The 17,962-nt window shown below is 49.8% G+C and carries 12 protein-coding genes; 2 read left to right on the top strand and 10 right to left on the bottom strand.

Going from position 1 to position 17,962, the window contains the following annotated elements; all coding sequences use genetic code 11:
• Positions 1-129: 129 nt before the first annotated feature.
• The 4 genes from SAQUA_RS03660 to SAQUA_RS03645 all read right to left on the bottom strand — a co-directional run bounded on the left by SAQUA_RS03660 (position 130) and on the right by SAQUA_RS03645 (position 5,811).
• Entirely contained in the window at positions 130-1,461 is a 1,332-nt protein-coding gene (locus tag SAQUA_RS03660) for a nitrate/nitrite transporter (protein WP_380677930.1), read from the bottom strand.
• Positions 1,462-1,775: 314 nt separating this feature from the next.
• Complete coding sequence (locus SAQUA_RS03655) at positions 1,776-3,224, bottom strand: FGGY-family carbohydrate kinase (RefSeq protein ID WP_380677928.1); 1,449 nt, start codon at positions 3,222-3,224, stop codon at positions 1,776-1,778.
• 308 nt (positions 3,225-3,532) lie between these two features.
• Complete coding sequence (locus SAQUA_RS03650) at positions 3,533-5,005, bottom strand: FAD-binding oxidoreductase (protein ID WP_380677926.1); 1,473 nt, start codon at positions 5,003-5,005, stop codon at positions 3,533-3,535.
• 20 nt (positions 5,006-5,025) lie between these two features.
• A complete protein-coding gene (locus tag SAQUA_RS03645; protein ID WP_380677924.1) occupies positions 5,026-5,811 on the bottom strand; it encodes an SDR family oxidoreductase in 786 nt (261 codons plus the stop codon).
• Between the two features lie 492 nt (positions 5,812-6,303).
• Between SAQUA_RS03645 and SAQUA_RS03640 the strand changes: the two genes are divergently transcribed.
• The gene (locus tag SAQUA_RS03640) at positions 6,304-7,008 is read left to right on the top strand and encodes a MurR/RpiR family transcriptional regulator (RefSeq protein ID WP_380677922.1); all 705 of its coding nucleotides are present in this window, start codon (positions 6,304-6,306) and stop codon (positions 7,006-7,008) included.
• A gap of 342 nt (positions 7,009-7,350) precedes the next feature.
• Here the strand turns inward: SAQUA_RS03640 and SAQUA_RS03635 are convergent, their stop codons facing one another.
• Positions 7,351-8,454 (bottom strand): hypothetical protein, encoded by a 1,104-nt coding sequence (locus SAQUA_RS03635; RefSeq protein ID WP_380677920.1) that lies wholly within the window; start codon positions 8,452-8,454, stop codon positions 7,351-7,353.
• An 82-nt stretch (positions 8,455-8,536) separates the two neighbouring features.
• Positions 8,537-9,844: an MFS transporter gene (locus SAQUA_RS03630; RefSeq protein ID WP_380677918.1), complete on the bottom strand. Its 1,308-nt coding sequence runs from the start codon at positions 9,842-9,844 to the stop codon at positions 8,537-8,539.
• A 348-nt stretch (positions 9,845-10,192) separates the two neighbouring features.
• On the opposite strand from SAQUA_RS03630, the gene SAQUA_RS03625 reads away from it, so the two are divergent.
• A complete protein-coding gene (locus SAQUA_RS03625) occupies positions 10,193-11,998 on the top strand; it encodes a glycoside hydrolase family 2 protein (protein WP_380677916.1) in 1,806 nt (601 codons plus the stop codon).
• On the opposite strand, the gene SAQUA_RS03620 is transcribed toward SAQUA_RS03625, so the two are convergent.
• The 4 genes from SAQUA_RS03620 to SAQUA_RS03605 all read right to left on the bottom strand — a co-directional run bounded on the left by SAQUA_RS03620 (position 11,995) and on the right by SAQUA_RS03605 (position 17,949).
• The gene (locus tag SAQUA_RS03620) at positions 11,995-13,578 is read right to left on the bottom strand and encodes a hypothetical protein (RefSeq protein ID WP_380677914.1); all 1,584 of its coding nucleotides are present in this window, start codon (positions 13,576-13,578) and stop codon (positions 11,995-11,997) included. The two genes, SAQUA_RS03625 and SAQUA_RS03620, sit on opposite strands and share 4 nt — an antisense overlap.
• Positions 13,579-13,759: 181 nt before the next feature.
• Positions 13,760-14,281 carry a fimbria assembly protein gene (gene sfmF, locus SAQUA_RS03615; protein ID WP_380678250.1) on the bottom strand — a complete coding sequence of 174 codons (522 nt, stop codon included), beginning with the start codon at positions 14,279-14,281 and terminating at the stop codon, positions 13,760-13,762.
• A 19-nt stretch (positions 14,282-14,300) separates the two neighbouring features.
• Entirely contained in the window at positions 14,301-15,320 is a 1,020-nt protein-coding gene (gene fimH, locus SAQUA_RS03610) for a type 1 fimbria D-mannose specific adhesin FimH (RefSeq protein ID WP_380677912.1), read from the bottom strand.
• Positions 15,321-15,342: 22 nt separating this feature from the next.
• The gene (locus SAQUA_RS03605; protein WP_380678248.1) at positions 15,343-17,949 is read right to left on the bottom strand and encodes a fimbrial biogenesis usher protein; all 2,607 of its coding nucleotides are present in this window, start codon (positions 17,947-17,949) and stop codon (positions 15,343-15,345) included.
• Between the last annotated feature and the right edge of the window lie 13 nt (positions 17,950-17,962).

Below are 17,962 nucleotides of genomic sequence, written 5' to 3'. Positions count from 1 at the left end.
TGGGGCAATGAATGTGGCTAGAGAGGCTGCTGGTGAAGATCACCAATTGCGGGTTGAAAACTGCCTTTGATTGCAGGGTATTACATCACCCCGCAGTTGCCTTTGCGGGGTGCACTTACGTTGACTGGTTTATTCTACCGTAACGGGTTTAGCTACCAGTGTTGGCTGAACGCTAACGCGCCGCTTGAGTATATAGCACGCCACGATACCGAAGCAGGCCATTACGACGGTATAGCCGAAGTAAAGTTGATAACCGGTTTTCTGGTCGGGGGCATAGTCCATAATGTAACCATTGATCAGCGGGATAAAAATATCCGGGCAATAGCCTATGGCGGAAATCACGCCGATTGCCAGGCCAAGTTTGCTCTCGGGTACTTTCAGGTTCTCGATGATCGCCCAGTACAGACCACGCACGGCATAGGTCAGCAGGCCGACAAACAGGATGAAGAAAATGCAGAACCCAACCACCACACTCGGTGGCAGGTTGACTGAAGGAATACAAATCAGCCCAGCCAGCCCTAATGCGCTCAAGGTCAGTGCGTAAGTTAATATTTTGATATTGCCGAACTTATCCCCCAGGAATCCACCGCCAACGCCACCGACGGGGCGTAGCCACAGTTTGATGGTAGTGATTGTCCCCGCCATTACGGCAGTAAAGCCCCAACCTCCAGACTGTAAATAGCCAGAGAAGCTGTAAGTAGACCAGAACAAGTGGTAGCCAGAGGAGATTATGATAGCGATCAACCAGACTTCAGGCTGCCGCAGGATAAAACCAAGATCTTTGAGTAAGCTCTTATTGTTTACTTTTGCCTGCTTTTCTTCCTTCACTTCAGGTTGTTGATTCTCAAAATAGATACAGATAAAACAAACTGCTGCCAGAAGAATACAGAACCAGGAATACATATGAATAACGTACACCAGCCCCTGAACCACATTCGCATCGTTCGGCCCCACCGTTACCGAGAAGATATATAGCGCGATACTGGCCAGGATCGATTCAACCAAACCACGGCCACCATCATAGATACCGTAGAAGCGCCCGGCCTCATTCTTGGAGGCAAGAAGTTTGATACGCTTCATTACCGCCCCCCAGAAGGTTAGCCCGGTGGTGACCCCCCAGCCGGAGAATATAATCAGTAGCGCGGTGTACGACGGCAAGGTGCTATACCACAAGCCCAACAACCCGGTCCCTAGCAGAGAGATAGTGATCAGTTTCATCGGTTTGATTTTATCTGCCAGCCAGCCGCTAGGGGTGTAGCAGATAAAGAATAGCAGCCCCATTACTGAATATAATTCGCCGAGTTGCACATGAGTTATATTGAAGGCTTGAATCATCGTATCCTGGTAGATTTGCCTTAAATATAACATAGGGTAGATAGCCCCACCTGCGGCGGTCAGCAGCAATATTTGCATATACCTACTGCTATTTTTTACTGGCTCTTTATTTGCTGTATTTTCCATAATTGCCTACCTGATTAATGCTGTTTACCCTTGACCGTCCACACGACGAAACATCCTGCTCAGGTATTTATTCAATACCTGAGCATACCGTCGCCTGCATATGGGATTAGGCTGGAGGAATATTGTTATATACTCGTCATACTTCAAGTTGCATGTGCGTTGGCTTTCCTCGCTCACCCCAGTCACTTACCGGAGTAAGCTCCTGGGGATTCACTGCGTTGCCGCGTTACTCGGCACAATTCTGGGCCTCGCCCCTGCGGGGCCAGCGCAAGCGCTGTTCAAAAACGCATTGCGTTTTTGTCATGCAACTCGAATTATTTAGAGTGTTTCGACGTTCTATTCAGAAAGTCATAGACCTCTGATAGCAATGGGTCTGTGTGGTTTCTTATTTTTTTATAAACGTTTTCATTCATGGCGTCATAGAAAATATGGTTTTCCTGATTAGGGACATATTTCTTATTGATATGCGCCATCTCGCTTTTTGCCTGATTAAAATCTTGCGCCAGTCCTAAACCAACCGCAGCGCACATCGCAGCTCCCAGGCAAGCCGAGCTGTTAGCTTTCAGGGTATAAGTCTCTTTGCCAAACAGATCGCAAATAATCTGCACTAATACATCACTTTTTGCCCCGCCACCGATAATATAAACCTTATTAATCTTGGATGACGTTTCTTCGAGCATGGCGTCAATATGATTTTTTATCGTGTACGCGATGGCTTCTAAAATAGAGCGATAAATATGGTATTTAGTGTGCCGCTGATCAAAACCAAGCATAACCCCCTTGCGGAACTGATGACTAGGCGGGCTCAACCAGTCAAGCAGGGTGAGCAGCCCTTCAGAGCCGGGTGCAATGGATTCAGCAATACGGTTTAATACATCCTCTTCGCTGATGTTTTCCATCTCGGCGATTTTGCTGATATCTTCACCAGCCAGATTTTTAAACCAGCTTACCGTCCACATGCCACGCCGGATCCCCGTGGATTCATAGACATATTTGAACGGTTCACAGGCCAACGTTGGGAAAAAGCTCTCGGCATTGGAGTAATAGTCATGGCGGTAAACCATGGCCGAAATAAATGTCCCCAGCGAGATCATAATTTCATCAGCGGAGTTAATCCCCGCCCCCAGGACTTCTACCGCCTTATCATTGCCGGTCGCAAAGACCTGAATATCTGAACGCAGGCCAAAACGCTCGGCCAGCTCAGCCCTTAGCGGACCAAAGCTTTCACCCGGCTTGATCAGCTCAAACAGTTGGCTACGCTTTAGCCCCTGAGCTGCGATTTCGGCGTCATCTGCCCACTGAAGCGTTTGCCAATCCATCGGCCAGTAAACTTCCTGATTGGAACAGCTATCTTTAAAAGCACCCGTTAGCCTGAACCCAAGGTAACCAGAGGTGGTGGTGACATATTTCACCGCCTCATTCTGATGAACATAGGGTTGCGACATGCGCATGTCCATCCAACTGATAACAGGCTCCGCCAACTCGCCCTCTTCATCCAGCAAAACTCGGCAACAGCGGATGGTACATAACCCGATTCCCTGGATCTGCTCCCGGTCACCGGTGAATTTTTCCAGGCAATTCGCTATGGCACGCTGCAGGCTCTCCCAGAGATCTTCGCCAGGATGAAAAACGACGCCTGGTGCCGGTGTTTCAGTACTTTTTAACAGATCGCTGCCGTAACAAACCTCATTTCCCTGTTGGTCAAAAAGACCCACTTTGGTACTTTGTGAACCACTATCAATGCCCATTAATAGTTTTTTCATTATTCACTTCCATTATTCTTGTTAGTAATGGTTATTTATTAATTCACTCGAATCATGTCATCGAGTATTGGGCATATACCCAAAATAATTCGAGTTGCTTGTAGGCGGCAAGCTTGCGAGGCCCCAGGAGCATAGATAACTATGTGACTGGGGTGAGTAAGCGCAGCCAACACCCAAGCAACTTGAAGTATGACGAGTATACGTTTCATCCTTGTAACGTATGCCATAGTTTCAATACTTATCTGACAAATATAGAAATCAACACCATTCAACAGGCATTAAATATAATGCCTGCTTGTTTAAGGTGATTACTCAAAGAAATGCTCAGTACCCGGTTGTGGATAGATACAACCAAAGTTCATAATACCCTGCGGGTCAAAGGTCTCTTTCAAGCCTTGCAGAATATAATAGGCACTGCCATGTTCTTCTTTCGTCCATTCATTACGGTACTTACCAATACCATGATGATGACACATAGAACCACCCAGTTTCAGCGTTTCTTCAACAATGATCCGTTGAATAGGGTGATGATAAATACGCATCTCATCTTTCGGCTCGCAATGAATATTGTAGTTATAAACAAAATACATATTGGTGCCGTTAATATAGCTGTGTGAGGAGTGGCCGCCCAACATGGTGAGATCTTCACTACGCGCAAATTCACTACGAATACGCTGGATCACACGGTCGTAGATTTTGGGGATCATTTCCCAACTTGCTGAAATTTCGGTGGTGAAACCATCGTGGCGACTGTGGTTAACCATGTCACTCACTTCCTGTTCGATCCTGGCCTGCGACCAGTTTAGATGGTTGAACCAATCCTCAATCAGTTGGCTTTTAACCGGCTTGAGGATCCCGGCAGCATGTTGCTCAATAATGGCGTTGATGCCATCAATGGTTGCTTTGACGATACCGGACGGGCCTTCCACCATAAAGATCAGTACGCATTTGCCTTCATGGAATGCCGAGAAATGCTGTGCCGCGTCCTCTTCTGAGTACACCCGCGCCACAGAAGGACGATATCCCGCAGCCATCACGTCGCGCAGGATCTTGATACCTGATGGAACGTCTTTGATTAAGTGGCCGATAAACCGATTGTTCTCAGGATAGAAGGTGAACAGCTTCACCGTGACTTCGGTGATAAAGCACAGGGTGCCTTCGTTACCAATCACCACATGGCGGATATCCGGCCCACCAGCACGGCGCGGCACGCTTTTGATACGTGAGATATGGCCGTTTGGAAACACACATTCCAGGCCAACCACCATATCCTCAATACCGCCGTACAGGGTTGAAAACTGGCCAATACTGCGCGTTGCCACCAATCCACCGAGTTGTGCAACAGGTTTGGATTGTGGGGAATGGCCGGTTGTCAGACCCAGCTTGCGCACTTCATCTTCCAGCGTTTGCAGGCAAACCCCCGCTTGCACGGTGGCTTCCATATTGTACTTGTCAATTTTGACGATCTGATTCAGGCGCGCCGAATCAATCACCAGGGTATTCTCTTTCCAGTTTTCCAGGCCACCTTCTGTGGCCGTCTTGCCGCTTCTTGGAATAACGTTGATGGCATTTTCATTACAGAACTTCAGTAGCTCGGCAACCTCAGAGGCACTTTCCGGCAGCACTATCGCCGTAGGCAATGGAACATTGAGTTGCTCTTTGGCCTTGGCATATTTTTTATATCTGTCCGCAGCAGCATCATACAGCTTGGCATGTTCAGTGATGATCTGATCGGCCTTCAGCAACTTATGTAACTTTTCTAATGTGTCATGCTTGTTCATAATTAACCTTTTTATCTTTATTAACGCACTAAAAAACCGCCATCAACGGCTATCACTGAGCCGTTAACGTAGTTAGAAGCATCAGAGGCTAAAAATACCGCCGTCCCCATCAGATCGGCGATATTTCCCCAACGATTAGCCGCAATATGGGAAAGTACCCGAGCATTAGCAGTGGGATCTGAACGGGTTTTTTCAGTTAATGGCGTGGCATAATAGCCAGGAGCGATAGCAGTGACTTGAATATTGAACTGCGCCAATTCATCACAATAGGCTTTGGTCAGGCCAACGATGCCGTGCTTACTTGCCGAATAAGCCGGTGACCATTGCCCGCCAAGATAAGAAAACATAGAGGCAATATTGATAATCTTCCCACTACGTTGCGGGATCATATATTTGGCGACTTGGTGAGACATTTCAAATGCCGCGCTCAGGTTAAGGGCGATCATTTTGTCCCACTGTACACGGGTAAATTTAAGCACGTCCGGCTCGTTGATGCATATTCCCGCATTGTTAACCAGTATATCGATGCTGCCAAAGCGCGCGGCAACCTGATCTATTGCCCGCTGGGGTTCACCTTCCTGGGTAATATCGGCAAGAATAAACTGATATTCTGCCCCACACTCCTCCACCAGCCGACGGGTTTCCCCCTCATCATCAGCAATAGCGATAACCGCTACATTGGCCCCTGCCTTGGCAAACGCCACGCTATACGCCTGGCCTAACCCACTGTTGCCTCCGGTAACAATGGCTGTCCTTCCTTTAAGAGAGAACAGATTCAAACTGAAGTCTGTGATTTTTTCCAACATATTTCTTCCCGATCAATGTTTAACTTTTCAATTTCACTCCGCATCATTCTGGTTAACATTTATACCAAAAATTTTCCATAAAAACGTCGTTTCGATCACTTTATTGGAAAATTTAGACAATAAAAGATTTTAAGTTCTATAAAATAGAATTAATTGGTTTTAAATGTTAATTTTTAATTAATTATTAAAATATAATGTTATTATTTTAAATAAAAATAGAGTTTAAAACTTTAAATGAATCTAGAGCAGCCAAAAAAAGCGCATAATAATCCCACCAAGCGCCGATCTCTGCGATAAGCGGGGTACTCATCGGGCAGATTTTCTCGTAACATTAGGCTGTTGGGTGCCTGCTGAATCTTAGGCAATAGCGTAAATTTCAGGCATTGATGGGCTATTTAAATGCTTGTGTCTTACTAGGCTGTGTCCCTGCCAGCCGTGCTGCAGTTCGAGATCCTCAGTGGATCGTTCAGTACATTACATCGGAAATAAATCATGATTAAAGTTGATTACACGAGTCTGAATGTGTTGGAAAGGAAGCTACTGGACAGTACCAAGGAATGCATTCAGCATAATTCAACGGTCTCTATTACTGAACTCAGCACACAGCTCGATGTATCGACCTCAAAAATCTCTAAATTTGTGCGAAAAATGGGGTTTGAGTCGTTCAAACAATATAAGAAATTTCTTATCAGCGGGCAAACTGAGTCCCCGCCGATAAAACCTTCTGACGAATTACAGCGCATATCAGAGTACATCGCCAACTTTGACGACAATCTGGCCCACGATTTCTGGTTAAAAATAAAAGATTGCAATAAGTTGATTATCTACGGATTAGGGCCCTCTTTTATTTGTGCAGATTACTTCGCCTATCGCCTGCGTATTTTTTCTGATGTTTTTACGCTGGCGACCAACGAGATCACCACTGTCAGGAACGCTGATAATAAAGATACCAAACTGCTGGTGCTCTCTACCACGGGGCTATTTCAGTCTTTCGATGATGAGCTTTCCGGCTTGAATTATAAAGAGATTATCTTTTTATTTGAAGAGTTTCGTTATTTTCCTAAACTGCAAAAAAACACGCTTTTTTACCTCACGAACAGCAGTGGAAATAGCACACTCAAGCCCTATGAAAAGTCGCGGACGCTGTTTTTTATTTTTTTGGAAGAGATTATTCAGAAATTTATCCCTAATCACTGACTCGAATAAGTGATTAGGCTGTGTCCCTTAATTGCACGCGAGCGCCGCTGGCGGTCATTTGCGCGCAGGGCAAGGCGTGAGCCGCGAGGTTTGGTGGACCAAATAAGCGGCGAACAACGCCGCAATGCGCGCAAATGGCCCCAGCCCGAAGGGTCGCGCCCCAAAAGCCCGTTCTCTGTGTTGTCGGGTTTGAACAGAGGGCCACTCTGCCCTTCACCCTCCGCCTTGATAACGGGCTTTTGGGTCTGCGACGGCACCACGGGCAATTAAGGGACACAGCCTAGGGAGATTGTGGGAAGCGGTATACCCTTCATACTTCAGAGTGGAGGGTATACTGCCGCTTTACGGTTTGAAGTAACCGATGCCAATGGTTTGGCGAAAATGCCATGTCTGCCATTGCGGCCATAACACTTCGGCGATCATGGCTATTGCTATCCATCGGAACCATGTGGCGAAAGTATTGCTATAACCCTGCGGTTCTTTATAGCCCTTCACCCAACCATCATAGCCGCGCTCACCGAGCAGGGTGTCAGGAAAACCGCCATCGGAATTCTGAAAATCCAGTAGTTTCACCAGCATGCTTCGCAGCCAGAATTCGATTTCGTCACGCCTATGTGGGCAACGGCTACTGCCGTGGGCCAGAATATCGATAATATCGACATCAATGCAGCCGCTGCGAACCGCTATCGGCTGTTCCAGACAACGGCTTATCGACTGGTTGAAATAGGGAATATTTTCTTCCAGGGCATAAAAAACATGAAGGTTATGGGTGGCACCACAAAGGGCAAACAGCAGTGCCTCTTGGCTGAACTGCTGACCAGGGCCCCAGAAACCAGAATAGGGTTCGCTCTGCTGGTTATGCCAGAAGATCATATCCTGCAAGCGCTGTGCTGCCGGGCCGTGCGGGTTCCGCTGTTTTTCAAGCAGCAGAAAGCTGCCGAGATTAACGATGTTATTCCCTTCCAACCAAGGGTCGCGCATGTCACGTTGCCCCAACCACGCCCAGAAAAATTGCGGGTCGAGAAAAGGTGCCAGAAAAGGCAGTTCAAGGCGATCCAGTTGGCCTAAAGCCTCTAATGCTCCCATGCAGTAGTTGGTGGCATGAAAGCGCATATACTGGCGGGTTTGTTCAACATCCGGGCGTTTCCAGGTGTCACTCCAGTCTAAACCGGGCAACAGGAAATAACCGTCTTCCCGTTGATGGCTTAACACCCAGTCTGCCAGTCTGTTTTTCTCTTCAATATGATCGCCCAACAGCACTCGGGCCATGGTTCCGTCATAAGTGCCGGAAAGCAGCATCTGCGGCCACTGTTCGGGTTGATGATATTCGCTGACGCGCAATACGCCAGGGATGCCATCCGGTAACTGCATGCTATTAAGCCAGCGGAGACTCTGGTTTCGGGCCACCAGAATACTCTCCTGTAATAGGCTATCGGTTAAACTCATCTTTTATTCCTTCGCTATTTTATATTAATGCTAACCGGAAAAATAAATTAACGGGAAGTTTTAAGTATCAAGATTATTTCTATTAAAGCTTTGCCGCAGACATATTCGGTATTAAAAAGTGCATGATGATAAAACCAAGCAGATAGGCAAAACCTCCCATCAGGAAAATGGACCAGTAGCTGCCGGTTGCCTGCAATATATGCCCAGTTGCCTGTGCAAAGATAATTGAGCCGATTGAGCCAATCAGGCAACCAATACCCACAACTGCACCTACAGCCTGCTTGGGGAACATATCCGATACGCTGGTGTAGAGATTGACCGACCAACCTTGATGCGCCGCTACGGCAACGCCTATCAGCGCCACGGCAACCCAAAGATTAGAGACGTTGGAAACCAGCAGGATAGGTAACACGCACAGGGCACATAACAGCAAGGTTGATTTACGTGCCTTATTGACCGACATTCCCCGATTCACCAACCATGCGGGAAGATAACCGCCACCGAGGCCGCCTAGCGTCGCCAGAATATTGATCAATACCAGCGGCATTGCCATATGAGCCATATCGATACCACGGGCATCGTGCAGCCATTTCGGTAACCAGAACAGGAAAAACCAGAAGATCGGATCGGTAAGGAATTTACACACCGCAAAAGCCCAGGTCTGGCGATGTTTTAATAAGCCTAACCAACTGACTTTTTGCGAAGTCTGTTTTTCAGTTTCAGGGGTATCATCCTGGTGGATCCAGGCTAACTCCTCCTGATTAACTTTTTTAACCTTACCCGGTTTACCGTATAAAAATAGCCAGAAAGCAATCCAGATAAAGCCCACGGCTCCCGTTACCACAAAGGCTTCACGCCATCCCCATTGCAGCGCAATCCACGGGATAATAATCGGGGCAAAAATATTGCCGACGTTTGAGCCAGAGTTAAAAATCCCGGTAGCAAATGCCCGTTCGCGTTTGGGAAACCATTCTGCTGCCACCTTGACCGCAGAAGGAAAGTTGGCGCTCTCCCCCAGACCAAGAAAAATACGGGCGTAAATAAATCCAACAACCGTACTGGCTGCGCCATGCGCCATTGCCGCGACACTCCAGATCGCCAATGCAATAGGTAATACCAGACGCGCGCCATAAAGATCGACAATCCGCCCGCAGAGAAATAACCCTACGGCGTAGGCGGCCTGAAACGCGGTGACAATATTGCCGTACTCAATTTCGGTCCAGCCAATATCCTTTTGTAGCATCGGGGCCAGCAGGCCTAAAATAGAGCGGTCGAGATTATTTATGGTGACAGAAAAGAAAAGCAACGCACATACGGTCCATCGGTAGCGGCTCATGGTAACGCCTGTTTTTACCGCCTGCTCACTGATATCACTTTGTAACTGACTCATCGTATTTCCCTCCATTGCCAGATAGAAACAGCTTAAAATCACGCCAATTTAGTCTACGGGGTCGGTTCAAAAGCAGAGACTGGCAAGAAATAGAATTGAGATCTCGGCAGGCACCCGGTTATTTTTTGTGAGCGTTGTCGCTGCCACCAGGGGTTATTGTGATGCAGTTCTCACCGAAAAAAATAAATGTGTGAGGAACATCACTCTATAAATCAGACAGATTTAGATGTTGGTCACAATTCTATTTCTTTCGGCATAGCGTGCTATTCGGTCAGCGGAGCCCGCCCCTTTTTCGCAGCCGATACCGGCTATTCTCCCGCAATACTTTTATGCTGATAAGGAGATATCATGCTGGAAAAATCTGACATTGCCGAAAACGCCGTCGAATGCCTGCATAACGAACAGTACGATCGCCCCTATAACCTGCAGAATCTTAATCATCAGACCCTACTGTTCACTGGTGGCCGTGAGCGGGAAAGCCTGGCGGGCGAATGGCGATTTACCCTGGATCTGCATGACACCGGTTTGCGGCAGAAATGGTTTTTGCTGCAACAAAGCGATGCGGAAACGCGCCGAGATCCCTACGACTATGATCCTTTTGCCGGTGAAACCATTCCGGTCCCCAGTTGCTGGCAGATGATTAAAGACAAATGGTTTTATTTTGAAGGGAGCGCCTGGTATACCCGCGAAATTGACTATCTGAGGCAAGATGAGGATGAGCGTGTGTTCTTGCGAATTGGTGCCGCTAACTATGACTGCAAGGTGTTTCTCAACCATCGCTTTATCGGTAATCATTATGGGGGATCGACCCCTTTTTGCGCCGAATTAACCCCGGAACTGCAAGCGGGTAATAATGTACTGATGCTGTGCGTGAACAATAACCGCACTACCGACAGGCTACCGCTGCGCAATAACGACTGGTTCAACTACGGCGGGGTTTATCGTGAGATCGACCTGATCCGAACGCCAAACAGCTATATCCGCGATCTGTTTGTCTACCTGGTGCCGGATGGCCGTTACAATCGTATCGCCGTCAGGATCGCCGTTGAAGGAGAGGCAACAGAGGTCAATTTTATCCTGACTGAGCTGGGTATCAACCAGACGCTACCGGTGGTTGAAGGGATTGCCGAGGCCACACTCCCCGCACACCCGGTGCTTTGGTCACCTGAACAACCCAAGCTATATCAGGTTATGGCAACCTTAGGGCGCGACTGGGTAAGCGATCGCGTTGGCTTTCGGCAAATTGAGGTAGCTGGCACGGATATTCGCCTGAATGGACGCTCGCTCTACCTACGGGGGATTAACTGCCATGAAGACGATTTGCTGCTGGGGAAAATGACCAGTGAAGCCGATATTCGCCGCCGCTTTCAGGATGCCAAGGAGCTCAACTGTAATTACTTGCGCCTTGCGCATTATCCACACCACGAAATGGCCGCCCGCATTGCTGATGAAGTTGGCCTGCTACTGTGGGAAGAGATCCCCAACTATTGGGCTATCGATTTCAGCAATCCGGCTACCCAGCGCGACGCACATAATCAACTGATGGAGCTGATTATGCGCGACCGTAATCGCGCTAGCGTGATTATCTGGTCGGTAGGCAATGAAAACGCGGATACCGATGAGCGGCTGCACTTTATGACCACGCTGGTAGAGGCGGCACGGCAAGCCGACCCCAGCCGTTTGATTTCCGCGGCCTGCCTGGTTAACCACGCCAAAATGAAGATTGAAGATCGTCTGGCGGATCACCTCGATATCATCGGATTGAATGAATACTACGGTTGGTATGAAGAGAATTTTGACGATCTGATCGTTTTGGGGGAAAACTCGTCGCCCACCAAACCGGTGGTGATCACGGAAACCGGTGCCGAAGGTGTTCTGGGGGATCATGCGCCACGCTCCGGCCCCTTCTCTGAACACTACATGGCTGAAGTCTATCGCCAGCAAACCGCTTATCTGCCCAAGCTCAACTATGTACGCGGCTTCACGCCTTGGCTGTTGTACGACTACCGCACAGAAAGACGGCAGAACCCTTATCAGCAGGGGCTTAACTGTAAGGGGTTGATCGCCGCCGACAAACTCACTCGCAAGGCGGCTTTTTACATTCTGCGGGATTTCTATCAACAGTTGAAACAGTCGGAATCGTTAGCTGATTAGTCCTGAACCAGGCTGTCCGCCAGGCTAATCAACCTGGCGGGATCAAACAACATCGCCAGATAGTGAGGCTGCTGCTGTTCGTCTTTGGCTAGCCATTCATCGAGGCGATATGACAACTGCCGCAACTGACGGATCTGCTGTGCCAGCTCAAACGAGGATATGCCACTGCGGCTGCCATAACGTTCAGACATCAACTGCATGGCAACCGCTTTGGCCACGGCGTCAAACATATCGGTATAGTAGGCCACCCGCTCCCAGACCCGTTTAAACAGTGCCCTTTTTTCTTCAGCAATATCAATATGCAGCAACAACTGGTGCAACTGACTGCGGGAATGTTGCGCCAGAAAAAGTGCCCGTTGCTTCTCCAGTAACAGTTGTTGGTACTGTTCGCGGCCAGCGTCAGGGCTATCGGTAGGGAAAAGTGAGCTCGCCCCGCTGTAATCTTCTGAGTGGCGGGCGTGCAGTTGCAGCAGTTTTACCGCCTGGGCATAGCTTTCTGGCACCTGGCTGTTGTGGTGCAGCAGGTGCCCTAATAGATAGGGAGTTTTCCTCATCCATTCATAGCTGCTGGTATAAACCTGATGGAAGGCGCTCAGTTCCGCAGCATCCACCTTGTGGTCCAGCATATCGGTTAACCAGCAGTGAAACGCCTGTTTTTCTGACAGGCACATTTCGCGGCCAAACATTGCCAGCCCATGAAGGTTGACCGAATTCACCGAATTAATCAGCGAACTGTTGGAAATCCATTCCCAACTGAGCCGGCCGGTGATGGCTTCCAGATCGTCACCCGCCACGTTTTCTGCCCAGCTTAGCCGCCCCTGGATCTCTTCCAGCAGATAGCAGGGCAGCAGTGTCCAACCATACTCCAGCCCCCACATATCGAACTCGACCCACTTAATACGGCCCTCCAGATGGGTGAGCAACGGATTATTGGCAAATCCGGGCCGATACCCCTGCGGCACCGCTTTCAGTGAGACCCGTACATCTTTCGGTAGCACCTGCAAAGCGTTAATCAACTGCCAGGGCGCAGCGGCATCGTCCATGTAATCACGCAGAACCATCTTCTTTCCCAGACTACGTAACGTTTGATAGAGGAAGGGGAGCGTTGACGACCAGTTAGCGCGATAGGCTTGATGCCGCGGGAGATTGACAATCACCCCGTCGATACCAGGCAACTGTTGCAATGTTTCAACCAATGCCTGCTGATAGAAGTTTTTCCAGAACAGTTCATCTGCTTGGCTGTTTTCTATCAACGCATATTCAGGGAATTTTTCCTGTAATTTGCCGCCATGGGGCAAAGCCTCACCCTGCAACCAGACGCCGATACCAGACTTATTGCAATAGCGATATAAGCGCTGCAAATACAGCAGGCGTTCCTGCCGTTCACGCAATAGGTTCTCACGGCCATGCAGACAATAAGGGGAAGGTAATACCAGTAAGGCTAAGAGATCTTGCTGATGGATAACCAGACCGTTAAAACGATCCCGCTTCATCACGGTGATCACTTCCTGCAAATGTGGCCAATGCCAGATCAGCGGAGAATTAACTTCCAATAAACGAAGCGGTATCAGCGTTTGCACCGTGATCAATCACTCGACGTGTTAAGCCAGGTTGCATGAAGGCCGCAGAGACAACCCCTGCCACAGAAATTACTGCGTGACAGGGATCCGGCCTGCAGCCAACACACTGGCAACTTGAAGTACGACGAGTATACACATAAAACCCCTACGGGGACGTAGGCTGTTTTATTGCACTTTGATGCTACTCATAGTTAATCACAAAGGTCGCATCAGCATTCGCAACACCCGGCTGCGGATTGTTAGCGATGGCGATATAGTTGGCATAAAAGACCATGGTGGCATCGCCATTCGCATCGGTAGTAATTTCCTTGCTTGCCTGCGTGAGCGGCAACCGGGTGCGGTCGCTGTTACGCAGTTCCAACGCAATATTGGTTGCGCTGCTGCTGCCATTCAGCGCCAACAGCTCGCTGTTACTGGCGGAGGCGGTTCCTGAAAAGGTTATCGACGCTTTACCACTCTCCGGGCAGCCCGTCAGTGACAGGGTAAACGGGATCTGCCATGAGGTGTCCCCGGTATTGCGGATCTGCTTGGTTGCCCAAGTACCCATGTTGACGGTTTTGTCCAGATCGCCCGGTGCGGCAATACAGGTTCTGTCGACAATATTACCTCTAAGCTCTATGTTGATCTCACCCAGCGGAGTATCGGCACGTGCGCCCCCCACCAGCAGGTATGCGATCAGCGTCAGCAGGACGAGTTTTTGCATACTTTGCATAGCGTTATCCTTAGTCATAGTCCACACGCAGGTAGCCGCGCGCAGTAAAAGGCCCAGCCTCAGGCTTATTGCCCGTTACGCTCACCGGTACGGCGGTGATAGTCACGTTAGCTCTGGCTGCATCATCCAGTTGGAAACCGAGCGTGCTGGTCACGTCATTGGGGATAAACACCGGGCCACTGCCCGTACCGCCCGACACCTTGAAGCCAAGATCGGCGTTATCCGAAACCATGATGTCGCCAGAGTTTTTTTCGGCTTCTAACCGCATGGTGAGATAGGCCTGGGCGTCTATGTTGGTACATTTGATCGCCACGGATTTTGTCTGCGGTGTAACCCCTGCCGGGCTATTACCCGCACCCGCCTGGCTGAACAGTACCGAAGCGATATCACCAAAATCGAACTTCACTACATCCCCAAGGTTGAGCTCGCAGGTCTGTGGCACATTAATCTTGCCGCTGTAACTGATGGTATAAACCGGAGTGATCAGCGGATCCGCGTTGGTGGTGGTCACATAAACGGTAAACAACGTCTTTTTGGGGATTACCACCATATTGATAAACGGCCTGGTTATCCTCAGTTTAAAGATTAGTCCACGGTCCCAAATATCAAACTCCTTATTTAGCGGAACACGCTCGTCCTCCCCCATTTGTTCATAATTAGTCGGGGGAAAGAATGTTTTGTCACCAGTGTTACCATGATCTGTGATTTGCATTGCGCCTTGCAGATAATCATTAAGCTGCAAGTACTTAAAATTATCGATAACTGTTACCACCGGCAAATCGGTGACATAGCTACGCATAGTGGTTTTGCCAGTGGTTCCTGGCGGGCAGATAGCCTTAACACCAACGTCTTGGGTTTTGTCGGACAAAATAACAACCTGACCGACCTGATTATTGGATGCGTTAAAGGCATTCGATAATTCATAAGGCACATCCCTAACAACACCATCTTTTGGTGCACATACCGTGGCATACGCCGGGGCACCCGCGATTAACAGCGCCGCCCCGGCTAAATACATTTTGATATTCATTCTGCTTTTCCTGGCTTGTCGGTTAATTACAGGTAGCCGTGGCTACCATGACAGCCTGCTTCAGGTTTTCCTTCGGCAGTGAGTAAGATGCCTTACACTGCGAGCCCGCATCCTTGCCCCATGAGATCAGGAACTTGCCTTGCAGCGGTAACCCACTCATATAGAGCTGACCATCCTCACCCACCATACTGGTGGTTCCGGTGGTTTCCTCACGTACCATTGCGCCAAACGGCACCAGATTATCGCCACGCTTCACGGTGAACAGTGCACGAACGCCAATGCGTGGGTCGAACGTTGCCCGTACCACCGCACCTTCGGTCGGTACTACATTGGCAACGTTGTCAGTAATATCGGTGTTCTGGTCCATCGAGTTGGTATCCAGCGCGATGCGGTTATAGCGATAGTTGGAGGCATACGGGACTACCGCATAACCACGCCAGTCGGTCCTCACGCCAGTCTGGTTTTCCACTCTGACACCGGCGGCACCAGGGGCTTTGATCAGCACGTTGGTATCGCCCAGCGGTTGGCTGAAGGTCACGCCATCGGCATGCCCTACCACCCCACCGGCAACCTGCCAGTTCAGATCGTGCTGCCCTCTGCCGTAGCTATAGCCGAGGCCAAGAGTATTGTAGGTGCCCTGCCAGTTGAGGTTGACATTACCCCCGCTGGTGCTGCCGCTGTTCTGGGTCACACTGTAAGCCAGGTTGCGCCCTTCCAGTAAGGTGCCGCTCAGGCCGGTTCGCACGGTATTTTTCCCGTTGGAATCACGGCTGGCTGCGACGGTGGCATAGGCCCGGTCCAGCAGGGAGTCTGTCGAGTAACGGCGGCCAAACAGCACGCTGAACGGTATCGACACGTTGAGCGACGCGATGCGGTTGTTCTCGTTGGTATCCAGCGTTTTGTTCCAGGCTAAACCGAGGGCATAATTGATCCCGCGCCAACCGCTGGAATACCCCAGTTGATACATCACGTTGGTTCTGGTGGTACCCCAATAAGTCTGCTGGTTGCCAGAAAGATACAGGGAACCATACTCGCCCAACGACTGGGTGATGTTAGCCTGGAAATTCTGCTTCCGGTTGTAACGCAGGTTGTAATAGGTGGCGACGATCGGCACTTTGCTGTAGTTGCCGTCAATCTCCAGCTGATTATCGTACCCTTCCAATTGCTTGTAGGCGACATCACTCAGCGTGTGGAAGCCCTGGGTAGAATAGCGATACCCCAGAACGCGGAAGTTGGTACCGTATTCATTGAGGGATTTGGCATACAGGAAACGGACTGACTGCCCGTCATAGGTGCTGTCATCCGCCAGTTTGCTGTACGCATGGGTAGCATCAAACGAGATAGCGCCCCAGTTACCCAGGTTTTTGCCGATGCCGATGGCCGCAGCGGCATAACGCGCCGCAATCTGCCCGCCGCCGTACACGGTATAGCCGTTCGGTAACCCGCCAATCAAGGTAAGCTGGGAGAACCCCGGCTCTGACTGCTGGCTATTGCCGCTACGGAACGTCCCTACCACCACGTCATACTTGAAGCGCCCTTCGCGCAACAGCATCGGCACGGTAGAGTACGGTACCGTAAACACCTGATTGTTGCCGTCTCTTTCTTCCACGGTCACTTCAAGGTCACCGCTGGAGATACGTGCGTTCATGTCATCAATCACAAACGGCCCCGGCGGCACGAAGTTTTGATAGATAACAAAACCGTTCTGGCGGATGGTGATTTTGGCATTGCTTCTGGCAATCCCTCGCACCGTAGGGGCAAACCCCTGCAACGCATCCGGGTACATGCTGTCGGTAGAGTACATGCGCGCACCACGGAACCCCGTGCTGTCAAACAGGCTGTTGTTGGTGTTACTTTCCCCCATCACCAGGGTGCTTTTCAGCGGAATAATGGCACGCTGAACATAGGTACCGATGGATTTCCAGCGGTTGTAAGTCGTACCATCGCTACTCGTGCTGTAGCTCCACGAACTGTTGTTACGCAGACGCCATGCGCCCGCATTCGCGCCACTCTGCAGGTTCAGGTAATAGCTGTCCCCGTTCGAGCCACTGTTGCCGGAAGCGTTATAGTTCAGCAAGACGGCAGGAATACCTTCGTCCCACTCTTCCGGCGGAATATAGCCACGCACCGCGTTAAGCAGTGAAGCCTGCGGAATATTGATGGTCAGGCGTTGGCGCGCAAAATCAAACGTAACCTCTGCACCGGTGACCTCTTTAACCAGATCCACACACTCTTCGGGCTTGAGTTTGCTCAAGTTGGGGTGGGCGGCAATATTCACACCGATACGTTTCAACCAACGCTGGTCCATGCAGGGCTCGAGCCCGCCTGCCGAGGGTTTGATGCTCGCGCCACTGGGGGCGGCAATGAAATTCATATCCTGGGTAGCGACAAGCTCCTCGTTGACAATAATTTCAACGCGGTAGGTGCCCGGAGCCTGGTTGGTACCTTTTTCAAAACGCGAGAGATCCGAGACTTTGGTCACGTCATCAGATAAAAATGCCGGGTTGAAATAGCTCTCTGCGGAACTCATGCCGGAATAAAGAATGGCCATAAGCGCCGCGGCAAGCGAGCTAAAGTGGGGCATCAGGCCCTTTTCCTCAAATATGTCACGTCTAACTGACCTTTTCATCATTGCCTCTATA

The sequence above is a fragment of the Serratia aquatilis genome (assembly GCF_044865145.1).
GTDB classification, from domain to species: domain Bacteria; phylum Pseudomonadota; class Gammaproteobacteria; order Enterobacterales; family Enterobacteriaceae; genus Chania; species Chania aquatilis.
Note: the sequence above shows the minus strand (reverse complement) of the source record. Positions and strands in the feature narration are given on the sequence as shown.

Coding starts and splice junctions, on each gene's coding strand:
- SAQUA_RS03655 (WP_380677928.1), bottom strand. CDS start 3,224: ATGAAAAAACTATTAATGGGCATTGATAGTGGTTCACAAAGTACCAAA.
- SAQUA_RS03660 (WP_380677930.1), bottom strand. CDS start 1,461: ATGGAAAATACAGCAAATAAAGAGCCAGTAAAAAATAGCAGTAGGTAT.
- SAQUA_RS03625 (WP_380677916.1), top strand. CDS start 10,193: ATGCTGGAAAAATCTGACATTGCCGAAAACGCCGTCGAATGCCTGCAT.
- SAQUA_RS03635 (WP_380677920.1), bottom strand. CDS start 8,454: ATGAGTTTAACCGATAGCCTATTACAGGAGAGTATTCTGGTGGCCCGA.
- SAQUA_RS03630 (WP_380677918.1), bottom strand. CDS start 9,844: ATGAGTCAGTTACAAAGTGATATCAGTGAGCAGGCGGTAAAAACAGGC.
- SAQUA_RS03640 (WP_380677922.1), top strand. CDS start 6,304: ATGATTAAAGTTGATTACACGAGTCTGAATGTGTTGGAAAGGAAGCTA.
- SAQUA_RS03645 (WP_380677924.1), bottom strand. CDS start 5,811: ATGTTGGAAAAAATCACAGACTTCAGTTTGAATCTGTTCTCTCTTAAA.
- SAQUA_RS03650 (WP_380677926.1), bottom strand. CDS start 5,005: ATGAACAAGCATGACACATTAGAAAAGTTACATAAGTTGCTGAAGGCC.
- SAQUA_RS03605 (WP_380678248.1), bottom strand. CDS start 17,949: ATGAAAAGGTCAGTTAGACGTGACATATTTGAGGAAAAGGGCCTGATG.
- sfmF (WP_380678250.1), bottom strand. CDS start 14,281: ATGCAAAAACTCGTCCTGCTGACGCTGATCGCATACCTGCTGGTGGGG.
- fimH (WP_380677912.1), bottom strand. CDS start 15,320: ATGAATATCAAAATGTATTTAGCCGGGGCGGCGCTGTTAATCGCGGGT.